We start from the raw sequence: 5,696 nt of genomic DNA on the forward strand, positions 1-5,696 counted from the left end.
CCAGCAGGAGCAGGACCGCGACCAGGGACAGCGCGACCGCCCTCCGTCGCCAGTAGATGGAGGAGGGAAGCGGACCGACCGGATTGCGCAATGATCCCACCCGGAAACCTTACGACTCCTCAGGCCCCAGTTCCGGGCTCAGTCCTTGGCGAGGACAAACGACGTCTCGGCGGTGCCGAGGTACGGCACCTCGACCTCCGCGAGGTACGTGCCGGAGGCCACGCGTCCGCTGGAGGGGGTGCCGCAGGACGGCGCGCTCGGCGTGCGGTCCCACACGACGGTGTGCGTGCGCTTCTCGCGCGCCTTCACCCGCAGCTGGGCCTCGCCCGACGGGCAGTGGTCGGACGCCCAGACCTTCTTGTCGGTGTCGTCCGTGTGGGAGATCGTGATGACCGTGCTCCCGCCGCGCAGGTCCAGACGGCAGTCCTTGCCGCTCGTGTTGTCCACGGTGAGTCGCAACCGGGGCTTCTCGCCGGGGGAGTAGCTGTTCTTCACGCTCTCCAGACCCAGCCTCGCCGCCCCGGCGCGGCAGGCCGCCAGGCCCGCCACGTCGTCCCCGGCCGCGCCGCCGGAACCCTTGCCGTCGTTCGAGCCGCCGGTGCCGCCGTCGGAACCGTCGCCGGCCTTGTCGCCGTTGCCGCCGGCGCCCGCCGTGCCGCCTCCGGCGTCGGCCTTGTCGCCGTCGCCGTCGGAGCCCTCCGACTCGCCGTCCTCGTCCCGCCCGCCCGGGCGTTCGCTGATGACCGGTTCGGAGCTCGTCGGGCCGGGGGTGATGGCACTCGCCGCGCCGTCGCCCCGGTCGTCCTGGCCCGCGTTGCCCGCCTTGTTGCCGGCGCCACCGCCACCCGAGGTGAACGCCCAGACGACCAGCAGGAGCAGGACCGCGACCAGGGACAGCGCGACCGCCCTCCGTCGCCAGTAGATGGAGGAGGGAAGCGGACCGACCGGATTGCGCAATGATCCCACCCGGAAACCTTACGACTCCTCAGGCCCGGTGCGGCGACGTACCCGCCGCACATCGCACCAACTTTTCAACCTTTTCGACTTTTCCCCTTGTCTCCTTGTCGTACCGGGCGCCTCCCGGGCCCTGACGCGGCGGCGTTACGGCATGCGTGGTGGGGGCGGGGGCGCTTCCCGGCCGCTCCGGCGCGGGGCGTTTCACCGCCGGGTGGGGCCGTGCCAGGATCAAAGGGCCATGACTGCAACCTCCGAATGCCCCGCGACCGAGCAGTACGGCGCGCCCGAACTGCACTCACCCGTCATCGAATGGTTCTCCGTCCACGCCAGAGACCTCCCGTGGCGCCGACCCGAGGCCGGCGCCTGGGGCGTCATGGTCAGCGAGTTCATGCTTCAGCAGACGCCCGTGAACCGGGTGCTGCCCGTCTACGAGCAGTGGATGGCGCGCTGGCCCCGGCCCGCCGACCTGGCGGCCGAGCCGCCCGGTGAGGCGGTCCGCGCCTGGGGCCGCCTCGGCTACCCGCGCCGCGCCCTGCGCCTGCACGGCGCCGCCGCGGCCATAGCGGAACGGCACGGGGGCGACGTCCCGCGCGAGCACGCCCAGCTGCTAGCACTGCCCGGCGTCGGCGAGTACACGGCGGCGGCCGTCGCCTCGTTCGCCTACCGGCAGCGGCACGCCGTGCTCGACACCAACGTCCGCCGCGTCTTCGCCCGGCTGTTCCGGGGCCAGGAGTACCCGCCGAACGCCACGACGGCCGCCGAGCGCAAGCTCGCGCGGGCCGTCCTGCCGGAGGAGCCCGAGCAGGCGGCGAGCTGGGCCGCGGCCACGATGGAGCTGGGCGCGCTGATCTGCACGGCGCGCACGCCGGCCTGCGGCGGCTGCCCGGTGGCCGACCGCTGCGCCTGGAAGCGCGCCGGTTCGCCGCCGCACGCCGGCCCGCCGCGCCGCACCCAGAGCTACGCCGGTACCGACCGCCAGGTGCGCGGCCGGCTGCTGGAGGTGCTGCGGGACACCAACGAGCCGGTGCCGCGCGAGCGTCTCGACCAGGTGTGGGACGAACCGGTGCAGCGGGCCAGAGCGCTGGACGGCCTGGTCGCCGACGGACTCGTCGAACCGCTTGCCGGCGGCGTCTACCGCCTCCCGCAGAGCCGCCCGCTGAACGGCTGAGACCGCCCGCCCCGGCTTCCCGGCGGGAGCCGGGGCGCCCCGGCTCCCGCCGCTGTTACACAACCGATGGGTGGCCGCGCGCTGCCCGTGCCACGCCGGGCGGGGTGCCGCAACACCGCCTCCATAGCGTCTGCGACGAACCCACGTACGGGGGCCAGGAGCAGGACAGGGGAGGCGAGTATGACGGCGATGACGGCTGCTACGGGCGGGGCGGACGTGCTGGACTTCGAGGAGTACGTCCGCACCAGGCAGGACGCACTGCTGCGCAGCGCACGCAGGCTCGTCTCCGACCCGATCGACGCGCAGGACCTGCTCCAGACGGCCCTCGCCCGCACCTGCGGCAAGTGGGACCGGATAGCCGACAAGTCGCTGGCCGACGCCTACCTGCGTCGTGTCATGATCAACACCCGTACGGAGTGGTGGCGGGCGCGCCGGCTGGAGGAGGTACCCACGGACGTGCTGCCGGACGTGGTGGGCGTCGACGACGGCATCGAGCGGTACGCGGACCGGGAGATGCTGGTCGAACTCCTCGGTCTGCTCGCGCCCAAGCAGCGCAGCGTGGTCATCCTCCGGCACTGGGAGCAGATGAGCACGGAGGAGACGGCGGCGGCCCTCGGCATGTCGCCGGGAACGGTGAAGAGTACGCTGCACCGGGCGCTGGCCCGGTTGCGCTCGGAGCTGATCGGCAGGGAGCGGGAGTGGCAGCAGAGGGAACCCGGCGAGGTGGCGCAGGTCGTCCCGGTGCCGAGGGCGCGGCGCGCGCCCGAGCCGGGCGTGCCGGTCGGCGGGCAGTGCGCCGCCTGACCGCCGCGCGGCCGTCCCGGCGGACGGCGTGCCGGCGGACGACGCCGCCCGGGTCGTGGCGCGGGTCGCGGCGCGCGGCCGGCAGCCGCTGGCGGACGCTGGCGCTGTGCGGGGTGCTGCTGCTGACCGTCGCCGGCTGCGCCGGGGCCGAGGGCGTCCGGGTCGAGCAGTCGGCGGCGGCCGACGCCGTGCCGGACTCCCGCGCCACGCCGCTCCCGGCGGCACCGGCGACACCGGAGCCGTCGGCGGAGTCGCCGGACGCCGACCCTGCCCCGAAGACCTCCAGCGGCAGGGCCGACGGCGGCGGGATCGACACCGACAAGCCGGACGCGGGCCGCCTCTACCGGCCGAGCGCCGCACCCGTCAGGCCGCCCGGCGCCCAGCGCGAACTCGACGTGATCGCCCTGCTCAAAGCCGACCCGGCCGTCGACAAGGAGGTCAAGGAGTACCTGTACCCCTGCGCGGGTACGGCCTGGCCCGTGGACGTCGCCTACGGCAGGCTGACCGGTGTGAGCGCCGCCGACGTCGTCGTCAACGTCTCCGCCTGCGCCGACGGCACCGGCGTGGGCAGCTACGTCTACCGGGAGACGCCGTCCGGCCAGTACGTGAACGTCTTCACCGAGGAGGAGGCGTCCGTGTACGCCGAGGTGGACCGGAACTCCCTCCGCGTCTACCAGGACATCTACCTCGGCGAGGACCCCATGTGCTGCCCGACCGGCCAGGACGTCGTCACCTACGTGTGGCGCGGCGGCAGGTTCGCCGAACTCGACCGCGTGTACAAGGACTATCCGAAGCCGTCGGCCTCCGGCCGCCGGGAGGGAGAGGGCTGAGCCGAGCCGATGGCCGACACCCATGTGCTCTTCGTGGAGGACGACGACGTCATCAGGGAAGCCCTCCAGCTCACGCTCGAGCGGGACGGCTTCCAGGTGACGGCCGTCGCCGACGGCCTGGCCGGACTGGAGGCGTTCCGCGCCGACCGGCCCGACATCGCGCTGCTGGACGTCATGGTGCCCGGCCTCGACGGCGTCAGCCTGTGCCGCCGCATCCGCGACGAGTCGACCGTCCCGGTGATCATGCTCTCCGCGCGCGCCGACTCCATCGACGTCGTGCTCGGCCTGGAGGCCGGCGCCGACGACTACGTGACCAAGCCCTTCGACGGCGCCGTCCTCGTCGCCCGCATCCGCGCCGTCCTCCGCCGCTTCCAGCACAGCCGGACGGCTCCGGCTCCGGCCGACGACCCGTCCCCCGACACCGGCGAACCCGCCTCCGCCATCCTCGCCTTCGGCGACCTGGAGATCGACACCGAGGGCATGGAGGTCCGCCGCGCCGGTGAACCCGTCGCGCTCACCCCCACCGAGATGCGCCTCCTGCTGGAGTTCTCCTCCGCGCCCGGCACCGTCCTCACCCGCGACCAACTACTCGAACGCGTCTGGGACTACGGCTGGGGCGGCGACACCCGGGTCGTCGACGTCCACGTACAGCGGCTGCGCGCCAAGGTCGGCCAGCAGCGCATCGAGACCGTGCGCGGCTTCGGCTACAAGCTGAAGGGCTGACCCCCTTGCCGTACCGCCTGCCCCGACCCCGCCGCACCTCCGGCGTGCGGTTCGGGCTGCGCTGGCGCCTGAGCGTGGCCATCGCGGCCGTCAGCGCACTCGTCGCACTCGTCCTCAGCCTGATCATCTACAACGCCACCCAGGTGTCGATGATCAACAGCAGCCGGGACGTGCAGGACGAGCGGCTGCAGTCCGCCCAGCGCATCTACGAGTCCACCGAGCGCCTCGCCCTCGGCGCCGTACTCAACGACCCCGACCTGCCCGCCCCGCTGCGCGCCGCCGTCGAACGCGGCGAACGCGCCACCTACGTCAGCCACGACGGCGGCGACGCCCCCGACGTGTGGGCCGCCACCCCGCTCCCCGACGGCGGCGTCCTCTCCCTGCACTCCCGCTTCACCGACCGCTACTCCGTACTCGCCGAACTCGACCAGACCCTCATCCTGGGCTCGCTGTCCGTCGTCGCCGGCGGCACCGCGCTCGGCGTGCTCATCGGCGGCCGTCTCTCCCGCCGCCTGCGCAAGGCCGCCACCGCCGCCGCGCGGGTCGCCGAAGGCGACGCCGACGTCCGCGTCCGGGAGGCCATCGGCGGCCGCGCCCGCGACGAGACCGCCGAACTCGCCCGCGCCATCGACGCCATGGCCGACGCCCTCCAGGCCCGCCTGGAAGCCGAACGCCGCGTCACCGCCGACATCGCCCACGAACTCCGCACGCCCGTCACCGGACTGCTCGCCGCCGCCGAACTCCTCCCCGAGGGCCGCCCCGCCGAACTCGTCCGCGACCGCGCCCAGCTCCTCCGCACCCTCGTCGAGGACGTCCTGGAAGTAGCCCGGCTCGACGGCGCCGCCGAACGCGCCGAACTCCAGGAGATCGCGCTCGGCGAGTTCGTCTCCCGCCGCGTCCGCACCTTCACCCCCGACGCCGAAGTCCGCGTCATCAACGACGCCGTCGTCACCACCGACCCGCGCCGCCTCGAACGCATCCTCGGCAACCTCCTCGCCAACGCCGCCCGCCACGGCGAACCCCCGGTAGTCGTCGAAGTCGACGAACGCCTCATCCGCGTCCGCGACCACGGCCCCGGCTTCCCCGCCGAACTCCTCGCCGAAGGCCCCAGCCGCTTCCGTACCGGCACCTCCGACCGCGCCGGCCGAGGCCACGGCCTCGGCCTCACCATCGCCGCCGGCCAGGCCCGAGTCCTCGGCGCCCGCCTCACCTTC

Annotated in this window: 6 protein-coding genes; 5 read left to right on the forward strand and 1 reads right to left on the reverse strand. The window is 73.9% G+C overall.

Translation table 11 applies throughout. The features are described 5' to 3' along the window. Positions 1 to 138: 138 nt before the first annotated feature. Positions 139 to 966, reverse strand: a complete 828-nt coding sequence (locus FNX44_RS23030; RefSeq protein ID WP_143650709.1) for a hypothetical protein — start codon at positions 964 to 966, stop codon at positions 139 to 141. Between the two features lie 229 nt (positions 967 to 1,195). Here FNX44_RS23030 and FNX44_RS23035 point away from each other — a divergent pair, with 229 nt between their 5' ends. From FNX44_RS23035 to FNX44_RS23055, 5 genes are all read left to right on the forward strand, one after another. Continuing rightward, positions 1,196 to 2,125 (forward strand): iron-sulfur binding domain-containing protein, encoded by a 930-nt coding sequence (locus FNX44_RS23035; protein WP_143650710.1) that lies wholly within the window; start codon positions 1,196 to 1,198, stop codon positions 2,123 to 2,125. 189 nt (positions 2,126 to 2,314) lie between these two features. Continuing rightward, positions 2,315 to 2,929 (forward strand): SigE family RNA polymerase sigma factor, encoded by a 615-nt coding sequence (locus FNX44_RS23040; RefSeq protein WP_143650711.1) that lies wholly within the window; start codon positions 2,315 to 2,317, stop codon positions 2,927 to 2,929. A gap of 113 nt (positions 2,930 to 3,042) precedes the next feature. Then, the gene (locus FNX44_RS23045) at positions 3,043 to 3,759 is read left to right on the forward strand and encodes a hypothetical protein (RefSeq protein WP_143650712.1); all 717 of its coding nucleotides are present in this window, start codon (positions 3,043 to 3,045) and stop codon (positions 3,757 to 3,759) included. A gap of 9 nt (positions 3,760 to 3,768) precedes the next feature. Further along, complete coding sequence (gene cseB / locus FNX44_RS23050; RefSeq protein WP_143650713.1) at positions 3,769 to 4,482, forward strand: two-component system response regulator CseB; 714 nt, start codon at positions 3,769 to 3,771, stop codon at positions 4,480 to 4,482. Between the two features lie 5 nt (positions 4,483 to 4,487). Next, positions 4,488 to 5,696, forward strand: a 1,209-nt coding sequence (locus FNX44_RS23055) for a sensor histidine kinase (protein WP_228450133.1), incomplete at its 3' end; no start/stop codon positions are given.

The organism is Streptomyces alkaliterrae (genome assembly GCF_007097205.2).
Taxonomy (GTDB): Bacteria; Actinomycetota; Actinomycetes; order Streptomycetales; family Streptomycetaceae; genus Streptomyces; species Streptomyces alkaliterrae.